This is a genomic window from Hydrogenophaga sp. (assembly GCF_050250835.1).
GTDB lineage: Bacteria > Pseudomonadota > Gammaproteobacteria > Burkholderiales > Burkholderiaceae_C > Hydrogenophaga.
Genome location: NZ_JBFWNX010000022.1, coordinates 1 through 16,860 on the forward strand (window position 1 = coordinate 1; position 16,860 = coordinate 16,860).

At 65.2% G+C, this 16,860-nt stretch carries 18 protein-coding genes; 12 read left to right on the plus strand and 6 right to left on the minus strand.

Translation table 11 applies throughout. The annotated features are described in order from the left end of the window. Nucleotides 1–435 precede the first annotated feature (435 nt). From bchZ to AB7F11_RS19495, 11 genes are all read left to right on the plus strand, one after another. On the plus strand, nucleotides 436–1,905 hold the full coding sequence (gene bchZ / locus AB7F11_RS19445) for a chlorophyllide a reductase subunit Z (protein ID WP_428290573.1): 1,470 nt from the start codon (nucleotides 436–438) through the stop codon (nucleotides 1,903–1,905). Between the two features lie 139 nt (nucleotides 1,906–2,044). Further along, a complete protein-coding gene (gene pufB / locus AB7F11_RS19450; RefSeq protein WP_428290574.1) occupies nucleotides 2,045–2,188 on the plus strand; it encodes a light-harvesting protein in 144 nt (47 codons plus the stop codon). A gap of 32 nt (nucleotides 2,189–2,220) precedes the next feature. Beyond that, nucleotides 2,221–2,445 (plus strand): hypothetical protein, encoded by a 225-nt coding sequence (locus AB7F11_RS19455; RefSeq protein WP_428290575.1) that lies wholly within the window; start codon nucleotides 2,221–2,223, stop codon nucleotides 2,443–2,445. Nucleotides 2,446–2,458: 13 nt separating this feature from the next. Beyond that, nucleotides 2,459–2,665, plus strand: coding sequence for a light-harvesting antenna LH1, alpha subunit (gene pufA, locus AB7F11_RS19460; protein ID WP_428290576.1), 207 nt, complete (start codon nucleotides 2,459–2,461; stop codon nucleotides 2,663–2,665). Between the two features lie 118 nt (nucleotides 2,666–2,783). After that, on the plus strand, nucleotides 2,784–3,608 hold the full coding sequence (pufL, locus tag AB7F11_RS19465; RefSeq protein WP_428290577.1) for a photosynthetic reaction center subunit L: 825 nt from the start codon (nucleotides 2,784–2,786) through the stop codon (nucleotides 3,606–3,608). 10 nt (nucleotides 3,609–3,618) lie between these two features. Next, nucleotides 3,619–4,596 carry a photosynthetic reaction center subunit M gene (gene pufM / locus AB7F11_RS19470; RefSeq protein ID WP_428290578.1) on the plus strand — a complete coding sequence of 326 codons (978 nt, stop codon included), beginning with the start codon at nucleotides 3,619–3,621 and terminating at the stop codon, nucleotides 4,594–4,596. Beyond that, on the plus strand, nucleotides 4,596–5,681 hold the full coding sequence (pufC, locus tag AB7F11_RS19475; protein WP_428290579.1) for a photosynthetic reaction center cytochrome PufC: 1,086 nt from the start codon (nucleotides 4,596–4,598) through the stop codon (nucleotides 5,679–5,681). The genes pufM and pufC overlap by 1 nt, the downstream gene beginning before the upstream one ends. A gap of 32 nt (nucleotides 5,682–5,713) precedes the next feature. Further along, nucleotides 5,714–6,649, plus strand: coding sequence for a 4-hydroxy-3-methylbut-2-enyl diphosphate reductase (ispH, locus tag AB7F11_RS19480; RefSeq protein ID WP_428290580.1), 936 nt, complete (start codon nucleotides 5,714–5,716; stop codon nucleotides 6,647–6,649). After that, entirely contained in the window at nucleotides 6,646–7,449 is an 804-nt protein-coding gene (locus tag AB7F11_RS19485) for a hypothetical protein (protein WP_428290581.1), read from the plus strand. Before ispH ends, AB7F11_RS19485 begins: the two co-directional genes overlap by 4 nt. Then, nucleotides 7,442–8,977 carry a 1-hydroxycarotenoid 3,4-desaturase CrtD gene (crtD, locus tag AB7F11_RS19490; RefSeq protein WP_428290582.1) on the plus strand — a complete coding sequence of 512 codons (1,536 nt, stop codon included), beginning with the start codon at nucleotides 7,442–7,444 and terminating at the stop codon, nucleotides 8,975–8,977. Before AB7F11_RS19485 ends, crtD begins: the two co-directional genes overlap by 8 nt. Next, nucleotides 8,935–9,840 carry a carotenoid 1,2-hydratase gene (locus AB7F11_RS19495; RefSeq protein WP_428290583.1) on the plus strand — a complete coding sequence of 302 codons (906 nt, stop codon included), beginning with the start codon at nucleotides 8,935–8,937 and terminating at the stop codon, nucleotides 9,838–9,840. Before crtD ends, AB7F11_RS19495 begins: the two co-directional genes overlap by 43 nt. Nucleotides 9,841–9,980: 140 nt before the next feature. Here the strand turns inward: AB7F11_RS19495 and AB7F11_RS19500 are convergent, their stop codons facing one another. Continuing rightward, complete coding sequence (locus AB7F11_RS19500) at nucleotides 9,981–11,063, minus strand: CsgG/HfaB family protein (protein ID WP_428290584.1); 1,083 nt, start codon at nucleotides 11,061–11,063, stop codon at nucleotides 9,981–9,983. Then, a complete protein-coding gene (locus AB7F11_RS19505; RefSeq protein WP_428290585.1) occupies nucleotides 11,063–12,283 on the minus strand; it encodes a hypothetical protein in 1,221 nt (406 codons plus the stop codon). Before AB7F11_RS19505 ends, AB7F11_RS19500 begins: the two co-directional genes overlap by 1 nt. A 577-nt stretch (nucleotides 12,284–12,860) precedes the next feature. Here AB7F11_RS19505 and AB7F11_RS19510 point away from each other — a divergent pair. Continuing rightward, nucleotides 12,861–13,028: a hypothetical protein gene (locus AB7F11_RS19510; protein WP_428290586.1), complete on the plus strand. Its 168-nt coding sequence runs from the start codon at nucleotides 12,861–12,863 to the stop codon at nucleotides 13,026–13,028. A gap of 124 nt (nucleotides 13,029–13,152) precedes the next feature. Here the strand turns inward: AB7F11_RS19510 and AB7F11_RS19515 are convergent, their stop codons facing one another. From AB7F11_RS19515 to AB7F11_RS19530, 4 genes are read right to left on the minus strand one after another with little or no spacing between them, the layout of a single operon-like run. Beyond that, nucleotides 13,153–13,755, minus strand: coding sequence for a PqiC family protein (locus AB7F11_RS19515; protein WP_428290587.1), 603 nt, complete (start codon nucleotides 13,753–13,755; stop codon nucleotides 13,153–13,155). Beyond that, nucleotides 13,752–14,777, minus strand: coding sequence for an MlaD family protein (locus tag AB7F11_RS19520; protein WP_428290588.1), 1,026 nt, complete (start codon nucleotides 14,775–14,777; stop codon nucleotides 13,752–13,754). Before AB7F11_RS19520 ends, AB7F11_RS19515 begins: the two co-directional genes overlap by 4 nt. Continuing rightward, nucleotides 14,774–15,589: an ABC transporter ATP-binding protein gene (locus AB7F11_RS19525; RefSeq protein ID WP_428290589.1), complete on the minus strand. Its 816-nt coding sequence runs from the start codon at nucleotides 15,587–15,589 to the stop codon at nucleotides 14,774–14,776. The genes AB7F11_RS19520 and AB7F11_RS19525 overlap by 4 nt, the downstream gene beginning before the upstream one ends. Next, nucleotides 15,590–16,753 carry an MlaE family ABC transporter permease gene (locus AB7F11_RS19530; RefSeq protein WP_428300807.1) on the minus strand — a complete coding sequence of 388 codons (1,164 nt, stop codon included), beginning with the start codon at nucleotides 16,751–16,753 and terminating at the stop codon, nucleotides 15,590–15,592. It lies immediately after the preceding gene. Nucleotides 16,754–16,860 lie beyond the last annotated feature (107 nt).

Genomic DNA, 16,860 nt, shown 5'->3' on the forward strand with positions numbered 1-16,860 from the left:
TACACAGGCGAAGACACTCTTTCACTACACGACGCACTTCAGAACTTAGAACCCTTCGACAAGCTCAGGGCGAACGGGTTGGTTGGCTCGCACGTCTTCTTTCACCATTCAGGCTGACCCCACCTCCGTTCCGGCTGACCCCACCTCCGTTCGGGCTGAGCCTGTCGAAGCCCTCGCCCACACACTGACGAACCCTTCGACAAGCTCAGGGCGAACGGGTTGGTTGGCTCGCACGTTGTCTTTCACCATTCAGGCTGACCCCACCTCCATTCAGGCTGACCCCACCTCCATTCAGGCTGAGCCCACCTCCGTTCGGGCTGAGCCTGTCGAAGCCCCCGCCCACACACTGGCGAACCCTTCGACAAGCTCAGGGCGAACGGGTTGGTTGGCTCGCACGTCGCCCTTCACCGTTCTGGCTGGTGCTGGGAGCTGCACATGCTAGTTCTCGACCACGATCGCGCCGGCGGGTACTGGGGGGCGGTGTACGTCTTCACCGCCATCAAAGGCTTGCAGGTCGTGATCGATGGGCCGGTGGGTTGCGAGAACCTGCCGGTGACCTCGGTGCTGCACTACACCGACGCACTCCCACCACACGAACTGCCCATCGTGGTGACGGGTCTGGCCGAAGAACAACTGGGCCGCGAAGGCACCGAAGGCTCCATGAAGCGTGCGCACGCAGTGCTTGATCCCGAGCTGCCGGCGGTGGTGGTCACCGGCTCCATTGCCGAAATGATCGGTGGCGGCGTGACACCCGAAGGCACCAACCTCATGCGCTTCCTGCCGCGCACCATCGACGAAGACCAGTGGCAGTGCGCCAACCGCGCCATGTTCTGGCTCTGGAGCGAGTACGGCATGAAGAAGGTGCCGGCACGCGAACGCAAGGCTGGCGAGAAGCCGCGCGTGAACATCATCGGCCCTTGCTACGGCACCTTCAACAGCGCCAGCGACCTCGCTGAGATCCGCCGCCTGGTACAAGGCATCGGCGCCGAGGTCAACCTGGTCTTTCCGCTGGGCAGCCACCTCTCTGAAGTCTCTCGCCTGGTCGAGGCCGACGTGAACATCTGCATGTACCGCGAGTTCGGCCGCATGCTCTGCGAAGCACTGGAGCGCCCCTACCTGCAGGCGCCCATTGGTCTGCACAGCACCACCAAGTTCCTGCGCAAGCTCGGCGAGTTGCTGGGACTGGACCCGGAGCCCTTCATTCAGCGCGAGAAGCACACCACCATCAAGCCCGTGTGGGACCTGTGGCGTTCGGTCACGCAAGACTTCTTCGCCACCGCCAGCTTCGCCGTGGTGGCCAACGAAACCTACTCGCGCGGCCTGCAGCACTTTCTGGAGGCAGAGATGGGCCTGCCCTGCCGCTTCGCCGTGCCACGCATCGCTGGTGCAAAAACCGACAACGCTGCCGTGCGCGAACTGGTGCGCACCAAAGCGCCGCTGATCCTCTTCGGCAGTTTCAACGAACGCATGTACCTGGCCGAGGCCGGCGCCAGCGGTCCGATGCGCGCGGCCTTCATTCCGGCCTCGTTCCCCGGGGCCATCATCCGCCGCCACACTGGCACGCCCTTCATGGGCTACAGCGGAGCGACCTATCTGATTCAAGAGGTTTGCAACGCGCTGTTCGACGCGCTGTTCCACATCCTGCCGCTGGGCAGCGACATGGACAAGGTCGACCCCACGCTGGCACGCGGCGAGGTGGCGGGACTCTCTACACCCTGGAACGACCAGGCCCAGGCCCGCCTGCATGCCCTCGTTTCCAGCCAGCCGGTGCTGGTGCAGATTTCGGCAGCCAAACGACTGCGCGACGAGGCCGAGCGCCGCGCCCGCGAAAGCGGCGATGCGGCCGTGACCGAGCGCCATGTGAACACCGCCGGGCAAGAGCTCGGCCTGGGAGAGGCGGCATGAGGCCGTTCTCTCAGGATCCCATTCGATTCGCGCTGAAAGGCCGGGTCTCCCCCATGTCGCGGCATGTCGCCACGGCTGCCCAGGTTGCGCGGGTCGGGCGCATCGCAGGCCGAGAGGCCTTACCAAGAAGGAGCATCGCATGTCACAACGGACGTCCATATCCGGCCTGACGGATGAAGAGGCTCAGGAGTTCCACCAGTACTACATCCAGGGGTTCATCGGGTTCACGGCGATTGCCGTGGTTGCCCACCTCCTGGTCTGGTTCTGGCGGCCCTGGCTTTAAGTCCGACCCCTTGTCATGAAAGGAAGACTGCCATGAACGATATGTCTTATGAGGCTCATAAGCCATCCAGCCGAGGCGACAGATTGTCGTTCGTGCTGATCTTTGCTCCCTGCTTCGTGCTGTTGTTGTCGCTTGCGTTGCTCGGCCAGCTGGTCGGCCTGCATTGGCAACTGTGGCTGCCAGGCGCGGAGCACAAGGCCAGCATCTTCTCGGGCGTCCATGCAGCCGTCTACACCCTCATGTCTCACATCATTTAAAGGAATTCACATCATGTGGAGAATCTGGCGATTGTTCGACCCAGTCCGGGTCATGGTGGTGCAAGGCGTCTTTCTGTTCGCCGTGGCCGTGATGATTCACCTCATCCTGCTCAGCACCAACAAGTTCAACTGGCTCGACGGCCCCAAGGCTGCACCAGCAAAAACCGCGTTGACGGTACCGGCCACCGTGCCGACCGCCACGCTGACCGTGAAGTCCTGAACTTCACCCCAGGTGTGCAGATGCTGTTTCCTTGCGCGGGCCAGCACAGCATCTGCCCCAACCCATTTCCCGACCGTAGAAAAAGCATTCCATCCACCTGAGACAGGAGGGCCGATCCATGGCCATGCTCAATTTTGAGAAGAAGTACCGGGTCCGAGGCGGGACCCTGGTCGGCGGCGATCTGTTCGACTTCTGGGTGGGACCGTTCTACGTGGGTTTCTTTGGCGTCACCACGATCTTCTTCGCGTTCCTCGGCACCGCCATGATCCTCTGGGGCGCTTCGCAGGGACCGACCTGGAACCTCTGGCAGATCAGCATCGCGCCACCCGACCTCTCCTATGGCCTGCGCTTCGCACCGCTCATGGAAGGCGGCCTGTGGCAGCTCATCACCGTGTGTGCGATCGGTTCATTTGTGTCATGGGCCCTGCGCGAAGTGGAGATCTGCCGAAAACTCGGCATGGGGTACCACGTACCCGCCGCCTTCTCGGTGGCCATCCTGGCCTATGTCACGCTGGTGGTAATTCGCCCGGTGCTGCTGGGCGCCTGGGGACACGGGTTCCCCTACGGCATCTTCAGCCACCTCGACTGGGTGTCCAACGTGGGCTACCAGTACCTGCATTTCCACTACAACCCCGCACACATGATCGCGGTGAGCTTCTTCTTTGCCACCACCTTCGCGTTGTCGCTGCACGGCTCGCTGATTCTCTCGGCCACCAACCCCAAGGCGGGTGAGTCGGTGAAGACACCCGAGCATGAAGACACCTTCTTCCGCGACACCATCGGCTACTCCATCGGCACCCTGGGCATCCACCGCCTGGGCCTGTTCCTGGCGCTGGCCGCCGTGCTGTTCAGCGCTCTTTGCATCGTGATCAGCGGACCCTTCTGGAGCCGAGGCTGGCCCGAATGGTGGGGCTGGTGGCTGAACATGCCCATCTGGAGCTGAGGAGAACACCATGTCGCAATACCAGAACCTCTTCACCACCGTCCAGGCCGTCGGCCCGCTCCACCACGGCGTGCCGCTGCCCCACGGCAACAGCCCGCGCACCGGCAAGCTGCCCGCCTCGTGGCACTGGCTCGGCCGGCTCGGCAACGCGCAGATCGGCCCGATCTACCTGGGTGGGCTGGGACTGGCTTCGCTGATCTTTGGCGTGCTGGCCATCAACATCATGGGCATGAACATGCTGGCCTCGGTCAACTACGACCCGGTGCAGTTCGTGCGGCAACTTTTCTGGCTGGCGCTGGAGCCACCGGGACCCCAGCATGGCCTGGGCCTGGCGCCGCTGAATCAGGGCGGCTGGTGGCAGATCGCCGGCCTGTTCCTCACCATCTCGGTGTTGCTCTGGTGGGCGCGCACCTACCGGCGCGCACGGGTGCTGGGCATGGGTACGCACGTGGCCTGGGCGTTCGCTGCGGCCATCTGGCTGTTCCTGGTGCTTGGCCTCATCCGCCCGGTGCTCATGGGTTCGTGGAGCGAGGCGGTGCCCTTCGGCATCTTCCCCCACCTGGACTGGACGGCCGCTTTCTCGCTGCGCTACGGCAACCTGTTCTACAACCCGTTCCACGCGCTTTCCATCGCCTTCCTCTACGGCGCCACGCTGCTGTTCGCCATGCACGGTGCCACCATCCTGGCGGTGAGCCGATTCGGTGGCGAGCGCGAGATCGAGCAGATCGTGGACCGTGGCACGGCCAGCGAACGCGCCGCGCTGTTCTGGCGCTGGACCATGGGCTTCAATGCCACCATGGAATCCATCCACCGCTGGGCCTGGTGGTTCGCGGTGCTGTGCCCGCTGGTGGGCGGCATCGGCATCCTGCTCACGGGCACGGTGGTGGACAACTGGTACCTCTGGGCCATCAAGCATGGTGTTGCGCCGCCCTATCCCACTGTGTTCCCCGCCGTGATGGACCCGGCGCTCATTCCAGGAGCCAAGTGATGAACCACGCTCACTTTTCCCCCCGCCCCTGGCTGCGCCTGCTCGCGCTCGGTTCGCTGGTGCTGCTGGCCGCCTGCGAACGCCCACCCATGGAGTCGAAGCAGCAAGGCTACCGGGGCACCGGCATGGTCCAGATCACCAACCCGCGCCTGAAGGGCGACGTGGCGGCTGCCAACCAGATTCCCGTGTCCATTCCCCCTGCCAGCGCCGAAGGGCCCAAGGCGGGGCAGGTCTACCAGAACGTGAAAGTGCTCGGCGACCTGAGCGTGGGCGAGTTCACGCGGCTGATGGTGAACATGACCGCCTGGGTCGCGCCCGAGCAAGGCTGCAACTACTGCCACAACCCGGCCAACCTGGCCGACGACAGCCTCTACACCAAGGTGGTGGCGCGCCGCATGGTGCAGATGACGCAGCACATCAACACCGACTGGAAGCCCCATGTGGCCGAAACCGGTGTGACCTGCTACACCTGCCACCGGGGCCAGCCCGTGCCCAGCAACGTGTGGTTCACTGCCGATGCGCAACCCTACGGCTCTAACTTCATGGGTGACAAAGCCGGCCAGAACTCGCCAGCCCAAAGCGTCAAGCTGGCGTCGCTGCCCAACGACCCTTTCACGTCCTACCTGCTGGGCAAAGAGCCGATCCGCGTGGGTGGAACCACCGCGCTGCCTACCGGCAAGGGCGAGAGCATCCAGCGCACCGAAAAGACCTACGCGCTCATGACGCACATGTCGAGTGCGCTCGGCCAGAACTGCACCTTCTGCCACAACACGCAGAACTTCAGCAAGTGGGACGGAGCGCCGCCCCAGCGCGTGACGGCCTACCACGGCATCCAGATGGCGCGCGACCTCAACCTGGCCTACATGGAGCCCCTGGCCACCGTGTTCCCCGACAACCGCAAGGGTGAACTCGGCGACGCACCCAAGCTCAACTGCGCCACCTGCCACCAGGGCGTGAACAAGCCGCTGGCCGGCGTGCCCATGCTCAAGGACCATCCCGAGCTGGCGGCCTACCGGCCTTACACGGCCCCTGCCCCTGCGCCGGCCGAGACAGCGCCCACCACCGCGCCAGGACCGTCGCAATAGAGCAGTTCCACAGCGGTCAGCCGGTGAATGCCATGCAAGTGATCCTGGCCCAGCCGCGAGGCTTCTGTGCCGGTGTCACGCGTGCCATCGACATCGTCGAGCGCGCGCTGGCGCGGCACGGCGCACCGGTGCATGTGTTCCACGAGATCGTGCACAACCAATGGGTGGTGGATGACTTGCGCTCGCGCGGTGCCGTGTTCGTGCAGGCCCTGGATGCCGTGCCCGACCATGCCGTGGTGGTGTTCAGTGCGCATGGCGTCTCGCGTCAGGTGATGAACCAGGCGCAAGCGCGCGGCCTGCGCACCATCGACGCCACCTGCCCACTGGTGAGCAAGGTACACCAGCAGGCGCAGCGCTTCGTTCGTCAGGGCCGAACCCTTCTCATGATCGGGCACGCCGGACACGAGGAAGTGGTGGGCACCATGGGCCAGGTGGATGCGCCCGTCCATCTGGTGAGCAGCATCGACGACGTGCAGGCCCTGGCTCTTCCGGTAGACGCGGCGCTGGCCTACGTGACACAGACCACGCTGAGTCTGGACGACACGCGCGCCATCATCGGCGCACTCCTGGCGCGTTTTCCCGACATCGTCGGCCCCGAGGTGGACGGCATCTGCTACGCCACCCAGAACCGTCAGGTGGCGGTGCGCGCGCTGGCCGCGCAGGTCGACCTGGTGCTGGTGGTGGGAGCGCGCAACAGCTCCAACTCCAACCGCCTGCGCGAAGTGGCCGCACGCGCCGGTGTGCCCGCCTACCTGGTGCAGGACGAGCACGAGATCGACCCCGCCTGGCTGCGCACCGCGCCCCGCGTGGGCGTGACCTCGGGCGCCTCCACACCCGAACTGCTCGTGCAGCGCGTGGTGGCTGCGCTCGGCGTGCTGCACCCAGACCCGCTCACACCAGTGGTGCAACTGCCCGGCGTGCGCGAAGACGTGAGCTTCCGGCTGCCCGCCGAGTTGGCTCTGCCATGACCATGCCACCACCGGACGTCATCACCCTCTCGGGGGTGGTGGTGGTGGTGCTGGCCAACTATTTGCGCGAGCACCAGGCCTGGGGCTGGATGCGCATGGTGCAAGGCCCCTCCGCCCTGAAGGACACGCCCGGCCTGTGCTTTGTCAAAGTCATGGGCAGCGGCCATGGTGGCGGCTTCGGGCTGCGGCCCAGCGCCAGCCACCAGGGCCTGATCGCCATGTTTGCCCACGCCGAGCAGGCCCATGCTTTCCTCGGCGGCTCCCATGTGAAAGCGATGCAGGCACGCACCAGCGAATTCTGGAGCGGCATGCTCGAAGTGCTTTCAGCGCGTGGCCAGTGGGATGGTCAGGCCTGGGGCGCCACACCCGGCACGCAACTCGGCACCTGGGTGCGTGCGGCCAACGACGACGAAGCACCGCGCCCGCTGGCCGCGCTCACACGCGCCAGCATCCGCCCCGCCAAGGCCATGGCCTTCTGGCGCAACGCGCCGGCTGCGCAGAACGCGCTGCACACCGCACCCGGATGCACGCTGGCCATGGGCCTGGGCGAGGCACCGCTGGTGCGCCAGTGCACCTTCAGCCTGTGGAAAGACACGCCCTCCATGCTGGCCTACGCGCACCAGGGCGCACACCAGCAGGCCATCGAGGCGGCCTACCGTCACGGCTACTTTTCCGAATCGCTGTTCGTGCGCATGCGGCTGCTGGCCCAACACGGCCACTGGCCCGCGCCGATGGCACCCCCAGAGGCGGTGGAAGACCCTCCACCCCCAGACCGCACCGAGCAGAGAGCCCATGTCTGAACACAAGGTCGTCGTGGTGGGTGCTGGCATCGGCGGGCTGGTGTGCGCCTTGCGCCTGGCCCACCAGGGCCTGGACGTGACGGTGGTGGAAGCTGCCGAGGGGCCGGGGGGCAAACTGCGCCAGCTGGTGGTGGACGGCGCTCCCATCGACAGCGGCCCCACCGTGTTCACGCTGCGCTGGGTGTTCGACGAGCTGCTCGCATCCGTGGGCACCCGCCTCGAATCCGAACTGCGCATTCGGCCGCTGCCGGTGCTGGCGCGCCACTGGTGGGAAGACGGCGGCACGCTCGATCTGTTCGCCGACCCGGCGCGCTCGTTCGATGCGGTGGCGAAATTCGCCGGCGCGGCCGAGGCCCGGCGCTTCCAGGGCTTCTGCGCGCAGGCGCAAGCGTTGTACCGCACGCTGGAGCGCCCCTACATGCGCGCCGCCGCGCCCAGCATGGCCGGCCTGTCCATCGGCGTGGGCCTGCGCGGCATGGGGGTGCTCGCGTCCATCGGCCCGCTGCACAGCCTCTGGCGAAGCCTGGGCCGCCATTTCACCGACGCACGCCTGCGGCAACTGTTCGCGCGCTACGCCACCTACACCGGCTCATCCCCCTGGCTGGCACCGGCCACGCTCATGCTGATTGCCCAGGTGGAGCTCGATGGCGTGTGGAGCATCGACGGCGGCATGCACGCACTGGCGCGCTGCCTGGAGCGGTTGGCCCGCGAGCGCGGCGCCATCTTTCGCTACCGCAGCGCGTGCGAACGCATCGACTTGCGCGCCGGCCGCGTGAGCGGCGTGGCGCTGACCAGCGGCGAAACCTTGCCGGCTGACAGCGTCGTCTTCAACGGCGACGGCGCTGCACTGCGCCACGGCCTGCTGGGCGGTGGCGCGCGCCGCGCCGTGCCGCGCCGCGCGCCACCGCGTTCGCTCTCGGCCATCACCTGGTCCATCCACGCGCCCACGCGCGGTATCGAACTCGATCGGCACAACGTGTTCTTTCGCGCCGACTACGCCAGCGAATTCACCGACATCTTTCAGCGCGGCCGGCTGCCGCAGGCACCCACGGTGTATGTGTGTGCGCAAGACCGGGGCGCGGACAAGCCGGTGCCGCAGAGCAGCGAACGCCTGCTCTGCCTCGTCAACGCGCCCGCTGTTGGCGACTCAGACACGCTCACCCCGGAGGCCATCGAACAATGCGAAACCACCAGCTTTTCCCTGCTGCGCCGTTGTGGCCTGAAGATCACCGCCTCGCACCCGCCGGCCATCCGCACCACACCGGCGGATTTCCATCGCCTGTTCCCGGCCACGGGGGGCGCGCTGTATGGCCAGGCCACCCACGGCTGGACGGCGGCCTTCTCTCGACCTGGCGCCAGCACACCGGTGGCGGGGCTTTTCCTGGCGGGGGGGAGCGTGCACCCGGGTCCGGGGGTTCCCATGGCGGCCCTCTCGGGCCTGCGGGCGGCCGAGGCGCTGATGGCGAGCCCCGCTTTGACCAGGTGGTGCCCTCCGGTGGCTACCTCTGGTGGTACATCGACGCCCTGAGCGACGACGGCCAGCACGGCCTGTCCATCATCGCTTTCGTGGGCAGCGTGTTTTCGCCCTATTACGCGTGGGCAAGAAGGCGCGGCAACCACACCAACCCCGACAACTTCTGCGCACTGAACGTGGCGCTGTACAGCCGGCAGGCCAGGCGCTGGAGCATGACCGAACGCGGCGCCGCGCACAACCACCGCGACCGCACCCGCTTCGTCATCGGCCCCAGCCAGCTGCACTGGAACGGGCAATCGCTCTGCATCGAGATCGACGAAGTGGGCGTGCCCCTGCCCCGCCGCATTCGCGGCACCGTCAACCTGCACCCGCAACAGCTCTTTCACTTCAGCACCCCGCTGGACGCCGCAGGCCGCCACCGCTGGGGGCCGCTCGCACCGCGCTCGCGTGTGGAGGTGGACCTGCGCCACCCCGCCCAGCGCTGGCACGGACACGCCTACCTCGACAGCAACGAAGGCGACGAACCCATCGAACGCGCGTTCACCGAATGGGACTGGTCACGCAGCGCCATGAAAGACGGCAGCACCGCCGTGATCTACGACGTGGAACCCGGCCGCGCGAATGGCCGCCTGCTCGCGTTGCGATTCGGGCGGCATGGCAGCGTGGTGCCGTTCGAAGCGCCACCGCGCTGCGAACTGCCCCGCACTGCCTGGCGGCTGGCGCGCCGAATGGGCAGCGAGGGACCCGTGCAGGTGGTGCAGCAGCTGGAAGACACGCCGTTCTACCAACGGGCCATGCTGTGCAGCCGGTTGATGGGCGAGCCGGTGACGAGCTTTCACGAGACCTTGCACGTGCCAAGGCTGGTATCGCCGGTGGTGCAGGCGATGTTGCCCTGGAGGATGCCGAGGCGGGGGTAGGGGAACGCCAACTTTCTCTTTGGGTCACCGATTTCCCGCAGTCAGGCGGTGCGAAATCCACTCGGAGAACTGGCTATCGCAGTCAAAGGACATCCATACAGCATGTTTCACTTCCGGCATTGCACCACTCGCGACCGAAATCATCGCTGCAGTTGAGTTTTTAATTTCGCTCGCGAAGCCTGGTCGGATTGGACGCGAGACAAGGCCGCACTGATGGACTTGTTGGGCTGCATCAACAACCTGTCGGCTCTCGTGTACAGGGCCTTTGCGCCTTCCAGGTCAGCCGCCACCTCGGCGCAAACACCCAGGTTGTAGATGAGCTCGGGTGAGTTCTGCTCTGAAGTGGCGATCTCACGCCACATCTCGCACGCGCGGTCCAGTCTCCCCTCCTTTGCGAAAGCGAGCGCGATGCTGAATCGCTCCTTCATCAGGGACGAGCCGATGCGATCGCCGGGCCCGAGCACATCAATCGCCCGGGCGGTCGCCACAGGCGCAACATCTCGTCGGAAGCTCTCCATCGCGACCATCTTGGCATTCAAAAGGAGTTGCTCTCCGCCAGTGATGGGCGCACTGGCGCCAGTACCGGGTTCGCGACAAGATTTGGAGGTCGCCTCACCAGAATGAGCACGCGAGTACACAATCGTTCCCGTCTCGATTGAAACCAGCTTGGGCAGGAATTCAAAGCTTGCCGTACGGGTAACGCAGCTTGCGGCTGTCTCCCTCCAGCGTGCACAACCAGCTTCGTAGGACTTGCCTTTCTTGTCCCGCTTGATCTCTCTTTGAGCGCAGATGGAGCGAGGCTCGTTGCTGCGTTGATCAGACCAGGCAGCGCTTGTGACTTTGCCCAGGTAAACACCGTTAGCGCCAAGCATCTTTCCGACCTTGGAAACCGTGGAGTTGTCCAGTACTCCGCGCTCACCCAGCCTCAACTCAGCAACTAGGGCATTGAGCTGACGCCGCTCGACCACTTCAAAGTACCGCCGCTCATCGACCACGATACTTGCAAGCATTGTTTCGATGTCGCCCGTAACGTCTACACGATCCTTGGCTTCAAACTGCATAACGGCAACCCGCCGGATGCGGGTAGCTTCCGAGCTTTTGGCTGGCTCGAGCACACTGACGCCGACTTGCGACACGGGCGCGGCACATCCGACCATCACGCCGGCTACCGCCAGCATCAACAGCGGTGAGATCAAACGGCCTTTCAACGTCTGAACCATCATCACTTTCCTCTTTGAAGTTTGTTGCCCAATGAGCTTTGCAGCTTCTCGGCAAAATCGGCGCGAAACCTGGCGCGCGCCACCTCGTCGCTGAATCCCCGTCCTTCTGCGGTGAATCCAGCAGACTGCACGTGAAGGGAAAAGGGGGGGCGGATGACAAGGACAGAGAACTCTTGCTGAAAGAATGTCAGTCCTCCAAGATCCGGGCTGCGCACGACATGAATGCCAGCCGCAGGCCGCAGCAGAACCGCACCACCACTTCGCTCCAAGCCCAGTGTCGACAAGTCCTGCCCACCGTTCCACACCGAGTTGAAAAGCCCCTCAGCGACGAACGCTGGTTGAAGCGCCACCACGTGCCCGCGCTCACGCAATACTTCAAGAACAACATCGGCAAGACCTCCCAGATCGGAGGTGGCCACGATGATCGACCCACTTTGCACCGGCACGCCGACATACTTCAAGCGACGCGCGCTTTGCTGTTCCTCAGCGGCTCTAGCTTGATTTTTGAGCTCGCTCTCACGACTGACTCGCTCCTCTACGGTGCGACAACGCGCCCGATCTTCTCTGGTAATCGGCTGCAACACCTCACCGATATCCGGGTGGACGCCAGGCAACTCAAAATACTCGCAAGTGCCGTTCGGGCGTCGATAGAACCATACAAGCGGTGCGCCATGGACAGTGAAGAAATGGCCAGGAGCTGCCACGGGCTTCAGACGCAACCTTCCACCGGCATCACGCTGGGCGATGATCCAGGGGCGTAGACGCGGCTCGAGTTCCGGCGTTACCGGCTCACATCGTTGCCCGGTACGAGGATCTCGTTCAACGATGTACAGCAGGCGAACGCCATCCCTGTCAAGGACATAGCAGCGAAGCGGCTCGCCGCTTGTGCTAAACCACGCGTCTTCAACGGGATCACTGGTCTTGTAAGCAAGGAATACGTAAACCCCGATCCAGATGGCGCCAATGGCAGCCATGCCGATCAACTGCTTGTTCCACGACAGCGTCAGGTTGCACTTGAGATAGATTACGGCGGCGACCATGCCAATGGTCGAAAGCAGGACCTTCTCGACCCACGGATTCAGGTCAGTCGCAAGCTTGATTTCGGCGACGACACTCTCGCCCGTGTCCATACCCGTCACCTTGGCGACGATGGGCAGTACACCCCAGGCAAGCAATACCCCCCCCAAGACCAGAAGGATCCAAGCGCCGAGTCTTGCGTTCATCGATCAAACCCGGTTGGCTTTTTGAGGGAATTGTCAGACGTGTCTGGACGCCCAGAGCGTCTGGCCAGGATGATCAATCGCCAGGCTGCGATTCCAACGAACAGGAGGCCCGCCAACACCTCCAGCATTTGAATGAGCATTGCAGTTTTCATGGTCCCTTTCATGCATCGCTATCTGGAAGCTTCATTGACGTCGGCTATCAGTTACAAGATGATACATAATCGTCTTGCTTCGGGTATATCTTTTTTTCAGGCTCGAGAAACGAACCTGACCCCGTCTGCAAACCCAGTAAAAAAACCTGGCAGTTTTCTGAGGTACGCACCTCAGAACGCCGGCATGGAAGCTCGGAACACCCTCAAGGCACGCCCACGCTGGAAGACGTGGCGCTGGATGCAAAGGTCAGCCTGGCCACGGCTGACCCGGTGGTGAACAAGCGGCCTGCGGTGCGCGAATCGCCCGTGGCGCAGATGAATGCAGCAGTGCAGCGGCGGGGTTAACGGCCCGATCGTTCGGCGGCCAACATCGACCCCGAGGTGCTGCCGGTCAATGTGTTCACCCCGGCGGGCTGGCCAAGGCATTGCTCGCGCAAGAGGGCCAGCGCGATGCGGTGGTGGCGATGGCGCTCGATCATCCGGTGGTGCGCTCCGCCCTGCGCGTGGCGCTGGCCCAGTGGTCACAAGTGCCGGTGCTGGCGCACCAGGAGCGCATCCGCATTGACATCTACCTGAAAGACAACCTGCCGTGATCACCCTCGGCCTGGACCTCGGCACCTCGGGCGTGCAAGCCTGCTGCTGGACGGCGCCCGCTCACGGCTTCGGCGCTGATCACCAAAAAAAACGCGCGCAGTACGACTTCCCCGACTTGCCGTTCTACGCCGTTCCTGACCCTGCCACACGCATCGCGAGTTGCCACAGCGCAACCCTGTGCGCTGCGGCCAGGGCATCGGGCGAAGCGCTGCTCAGTTCCACCTGAAAGTCGGCAGCGCCCAGCACGGGTGCCGCAGCGCCCGCCCCCATTCCCGTCAGCCACCAGCGTGCCTGAAGTCGCAGCGTGCGTTGTGCGGCATCCGCCAGCAGCGTCACGATCTCCACACGCAGGCGGCGACCCACGGGGACGCCCGCCGGGGCGGGTGCGCGCCAGACCAGCCGTTCACCACGCAGCAGCGCGAGGTCGGAAACGAGCAGGCGCGGAATGCTGTCGCGCAAAGGTTCGGCCCAGCGGTGGCCCGCCAGGGGCTGCAGGCCTGCAGCCCCGCTGGCCACCATCAGGGTGTCTCGGTCCAGGGCACCGGGCATGTCCACGGCGCCCGATACTTCCCACACGGTGCCATCGACCGAGTGTGCGGAAGGCCGCGGCCCCGGTGGTTCGCTGCGCAGTTCGTACCAGCGCATGGCGGGTGCCGGGTTGCCTGCGCAGGCCGCCAGCACCAGGGTGGACGCGCCAACGCCTCCAAGGATCAGTCTTCGCTTCATTCTGGCTCCCTCCGGCCGCGCAGCAGTGCATCCGGTTGTTGTTCGAGCGATTCGGCCAGGTCACGCAGCGCGCGCGCGGCCCGCGACAGATCGCCCAGCGCCTGGTCGGCACCGGTCATGAGTCGCGAGTCGCCCGAGGTGGCTTCGCGCAGCGCGGTGGCGGTGCGAGCCACCTCGTCGGCAGCGCGCTGCAGGTTGCTCACCAGCGGCGCGTCGGGCGCCAGCAGCTCCGAGACCTGGCTGGACGTCTTGCCCAGACCTTCGGCGGTCGTGTTCACCGATTGCGCCGCCTGCCCCATGCCGTCCATGGCCTTGCGCGTGGACACCAGCGAGCGCTGCAGTTCATCGGCCAGCGGGTCGATGCGCTTGTCCAGGCGGCCGGAGATGCGCTTGAACGTGGCGGTGATCTCGGCCAGGTCGTCCATGGCCTGCTTGAGCTGCGGTCCGGACACCATCGCGCGCGCCGACGAGGCGATGGCGGAGATATCGTCGGCAATGCGGCGGAAGTCCATGCCGTCGAACTGTTCGCGCAGGTTCTGGATGGCGGTGGCGGTGGTGGGAATCTCGATTTCCGCCCGGCGCGAGCTCCCGCGCAGCTTGCCCTCCAGCCTGGGGCGCAGGTCAAGGTCCACGTACAACAGGCCGGTGAGCAGGCTTTGCATGGAGAGCTGGGCGCTCAGTCCACGCTCCACCAGCGCGGGCAGCGTCGGCTCGGACCCCCGCTTGCCGTCCAGCCCGCTCACCGCGCTGCTGTCGAGCACGGCCACCACGGGGATGGCGTAGCTGTCGTCCCTGCGGTCATAGAACACCTCGATGGATTCCACGCTGCCCACGCGCACGCCGCGAAACACCACCGGTGCCCCGACCTGAAGGCCGTACACCGATCCGCTGAAGTACATGACAGTCCGCTCTTTGCGTGTGAACAGGTTGTTGCCAGCCAGGGCAATGATGGCGATGGCGATCAGGGCAATGCCTGCCACCACAAAGGTGCCGATCAGCGTGGCACTGGCCTTGCGTTTCATGCGGTGATCTCCTGGGCGGTCGTGGCGCCGCGACGCAGGAAGGTCTGCACACCTTCCGGCCCGCTGTGTCGCAGTTCATGGGGTGGGCCGAGCGCGGTCATGGTTTTGGATTCTGCATCCAGAAAAAGCAGCCGGTCAGCCACGGTGAAAATGCTCTCGAGCTCGTGGCTGACCATCACCACGGTGGTGTTGAGGTTGTTGCGCAGGTGCAGGATGAGCTCGTCGAGGTGGGCAGAGGCCAGCGGGTCAAGCCCGGCAGAAGGTTCGTCAAGAAACACCAGTGGAGGGTTCAGCGCCAGCGCACGCGCGATGGCGGCCCGCTTCTTCATGCCGCCGCTGAGCGTGGCGGGTTCGGCATCGAAGCTGCCCCCCAGCCCCACCAGCGCCAGCTTGAACCGGGCTTCGTGTTCGCATTGCTCGGGGCCCATGTCGGTGAAGAGCTGCATGGGCAGCATCACGTTCTCGCCCACGGTCATGCTGCTCCACAGCGCGCCGGCCTGGAACGTGACGCCGAAGGTCTGCATGAGCTTGCGCTGCTCGGCGGCATCGGCCGCGTACAGGTCGCGATCACCATAGAGCACCTGCCCCGCTGCGGGCGCCTGCAACCCGATGAGGTGGCGCAGCAGCGTGCTCTTGCCACAACCGCTGCCACCGGCAATGGCCAGCACCTCGCCGGGCAGGATGTCGAAGTCGAGGTCGCGCTGGATCACCTGCGGGCCGAAGGCCATGGTGAGCTTTCGCACGCTCACCAGTGGCTCTGCCAAAGCAGGCGCGGCGGCGGAGGCAACGGCGGGTTCCTGAAGTGTTTCCATCTAGAAATCGAGCCTTTGAAACACGACCGTGAGCGCCGAAGCAGCCACCACGATCCAGACGATGGCTTGTACCACCGACGCCGTGGTGGCATCGCCCACGGCCTGCGCGCTGCGGCCCGCCGAAAGCCCTTGCAGGCAACCTGCCAGCGCCACCAGCACCGCATACACCGTGCCCTTGATCAGCCCGACCAGCACATGCGGCAAGGTCAGTGCCTGAAAACTCGAATACACATATTCCAGTGGCGTCACGCCATAGATGCCGACGGCCACCAGCCAGCCCACCGCCATGCCCACCACTGCGCCGAACGCGGTGAGCATGGGGCCGACGATGAGCAACGCGAGCACGCGCGGCAGCACCAGAAAATCGACCGGGTTCACGCCCATGGTGGCCAGCGCGTCCACCTCTTCATTGGCGCGCATGCTGCCGATCTGCGCCGCAAATGCCGCACCCACGCGCCCTGCGAGCACGATGCCCACCAGCAGGGCCGCCACTTCGCGCACCACGCCCACAGTGACGAGATCGGCGATGTAGGTTTGTGCGCCGAAGCGCTGCAACTGAGCCGCGCCCATGTAGGCCACGATGAGCCCCACCAGAAAACTCACCAGGGCAACAATGGGCAGACTGCGTGGGCCGGTCTGTTCGATCTGCCACAGGAGGTCGGAAGCGCGCATGTCGCTGCCGCCGCGCATCCATCGCCCCAGGGAAAGCAGCACTTCACCAAAAAACGTCAATGTCTTTTGCATGTCCACCCACCAGGTGGTGGTGCGCGCACCCAGCCGCGCCACGCGACCCATGGGCTTCGCCTCGGGTGCAGCCACCGGGGGTGGCGTGCCATTCAGCGCGAGCGAGACGATCTCCCGAAGCCCATCGGGCAGGCCCTGGAGGTCCACCGGGACGTTGCGCTGTGCGAGGGGTTCGAGCTGAGCCCACAGGCGCGAGGCCAATGCGGCGTCCCACGAGCCGAGCTCAGCCGCGTCAACCCGCATTGATGACGGGTCGCGGGCAGGAAGGTCGGGAAAGCGACTGCCAGAGCCGATCCAGTCGCCGCGCAGCCGCAGCACCCAGGCCTCGCCCTTCGCCTCCCAGGCTGCCTCGGGGGCTTGCGCTGCGTCACGCGCCTCCATGGTGTATGGCGAGTCATTTCCAGCGGGGGCACGGTGCACGGAGGAATCCATTCATGCTCGGAGTGTGGATTCTATCGACGGGGGCGTCTGTAGGACATCGCGTACAAGCATCGCGGTGCGCGCCTGCGCTGCGTAACCCGCTTGCG

Excerpts from the sequence above, each read along its gene's own strand:
- bchZ (WP_428290573.1), top strand. The coding sequence starts at position 436 with ATGCTAGTTCTCGACCACGATCGCGCCGGCGGGTACTGGGGGGCGGTG.
- pufB (WP_428290574.1), top strand. The coding sequence starts at position 2,045 with ATGTCACAACGGACGTCCATATCCGGCCTGACGGATGAAGAGGCTCAG.
- AB7F11_RS19455 (WP_428290575.1), top strand. The coding sequence starts at position 2,221 with ATGAACGATATGTCTTATGAGGCTCATAAGCCATCCAGCCGAGGCGAC.
- pufA (WP_428290576.1), top strand. The coding sequence starts at position 2,459 with ATGTGGAGAATCTGGCGATTGTTCGACCCAGTCCGGGTCATGGTGGTG.
- pufL (WP_428290577.1), top strand. The coding sequence starts at position 2,784 with ATGGCCATGCTCAATTTTGAGAAGAAGTACCGGGTCCGAGGCGGGACC.
- pufM (WP_428290578.1), top strand. The coding sequence starts at position 3,619 with ATGTCGCAATACCAGAACCTCTTCACCACCGTCCAGGCCGTCGGCCCG.
- pufC (WP_428290579.1), top strand. The coding sequence starts at position 4,596 with ATGAACCACGCTCACTTTTCCCCCCGCCCCTGGCTGCGCCTGCTCGCG.
- ispH (WP_428290580.1), top strand. The coding sequence starts at position 5,714 with ATGCAAGTGATCCTGGCCCAGCCGCGAGGCTTCTGTGCCGGTGTCACG.
- AB7F11_RS19485 (WP_428290581.1), top strand. The coding sequence starts at position 6,646 with ATGACCATGCCACCACCGGACGTCATCACCCTCTCGGGGGTGGTGGTG.
- crtD (WP_428290582.1), top strand. The coding sequence starts at position 7,442 with ATGTCTGAACACAAGGTCGTCGTGGTGGGTGCTGGCATCGGCGGGCTG.
- AB7F11_RS19500 (WP_428290584.1), bottom strand. The coding sequence starts at position 11,063 with ATGATGGTTCAGACGTTGAAAGGCCGTTTGATCTCACCGCTGTTGATG.
- AB7F11_RS19505 (WP_428290585.1), bottom strand. The coding sequence starts at position 12,283 with ATGAACGCAAGACTCGGCGCTTGGATCCTTCTGGTCTTGGGGGGGGTA.
- AB7F11_RS19515 (WP_428290587.1), bottom strand. The coding sequence starts at position 13,755 with ATGAAGCGAAGACTGATCCTTGGAGGCGTTGGCGCGTCCACCCTGGTG.
- AB7F11_RS19520 (WP_428290588.1), bottom strand. The coding sequence starts at position 14,777 with ATGAAACGCAAGGCCAGTGCCACGCTGATCGGCACCTTTGTGGTGGCA.
- AB7F11_RS19525 (WP_428290589.1), bottom strand. The coding sequence starts at position 15,589 with ATGGAAACACTTCAGGAACCCGCCGTTGCCTCCGCCGCCGCGCCTGCT.